Origin of the sequence: Alistipes sp. AF14-19 (assembly GCF_003461645.1) — a bacterium.
Classification (GTDB): domain Bacteria; phylum Bacteroidota; class Bacteroidia; order Bacteroidales; family Rikenellaceae; genus Alistipes; species Alistipes shahii.
The window spans coordinates 1-1,022 of sequence record NZ_QTXM01000050.1 but is presented as its reverse complement, the minus strand read 5'-3'; the positions used below and the strand labels follow the sequence as shown (position 1 = coordinate 1,022).

Sequence of the window (1,022 nt, the reverse complement as noted above, 5' to 3'; positions counted from 1 at the left end):
ACCCGTTGGTTGAATTAAAAAGTTAGTAAAATGACAAATGAAAGGTTGTGCATATTTCTGGTTTTTAGTAACTTAATAGCATCCAAACTATTGAGTTCAAACCGTCGTATGCACAACTTCATCGAAAAATTCACAAAAATCAACGACATCTGCAAGAAATTTGCAGGAAATCGTGTAAATGAACATGGCAATGTATCTCGCCGTGGAGTTATTCCCACCTTTTCTGATTTGGAAGTTATAGCTCTTTCTCTTACAGCCGAAGCATTCGGTTATGACAGCGAGAACAACCTCTTTAAGAGATTGGCTGAATCTCCCGAACATATCCCTAACCTTATATCCAGAAGACAGTTCAACGTCCGTCGCAAACTCACGGCTTGTCTTGCAGAAGACATCCGCAGGGATATTGCCAAGAGCATAGACGGTGGGGAAAATGTCTTTGTGATAGACTCCAAGCCTGTCAAAGTATGCCAGCTGGCACGAGCCAAGCGTTGCGTTATGGGAAATGATAATCCGCAAAGCGCACCTTCCAAAGGCTTTTGCGCCTCCCAACAAATGTATTACTATGGGTATAAGCTCCACGCTATCTGTGGAATAAGTGGTGTTATTCACTCTTATGATATAACGGCTGCAAATGTTCATGATATACATTATCTGGATGATGCAAAGTGGGATTATCACGACTGTCTTATGCTTGGAGATAAGGGGTATTTAAGTGCTGAGGTGCAACAAGACCTTTTCGAAACGGCTCATATCAAGCTTGAAGTCCCGTATCGCTTGAACCAAAAGAATTGGAGAAATCCTTCGTGGGCTTACAGGCGTTTCAGGAAGCGAATCGAAACCGTTTTCTCTCAACTTAACGACCAATTCATGATGGTACGCAATTATGCAAAGCAGACAGGCGGACTGTTTACACGTACTGCCGCAAAAATCGCTGCTATGACCGTGCTGCAATACATCAACTTCTGTAACCATCGTAAAATTGGTCTTGTTAAAGATGCTTTATTTTAATTCAACCAACGGGT

At 42.1% G+C, this 1,022-nt stretch carries 1 protein-coding gene; it reads left to right on the top strand.

Annotated elements, in window-relative coordinates; all coding sequences use genetic code 11:
* The first annotated feature begins 30 nt into the window (after positions 1–30).
* On the top strand, positions 31–1,008 hold the full coding sequence (locus DWW03_RS16345; protein WP_009598283.1) for an IS982 family transposase: 978 nt from the start codon (positions 31–33) through the stop codon (positions 1,006–1,008).
* Positions 1,009–1,022: the final 14 nt, after the last annotated feature.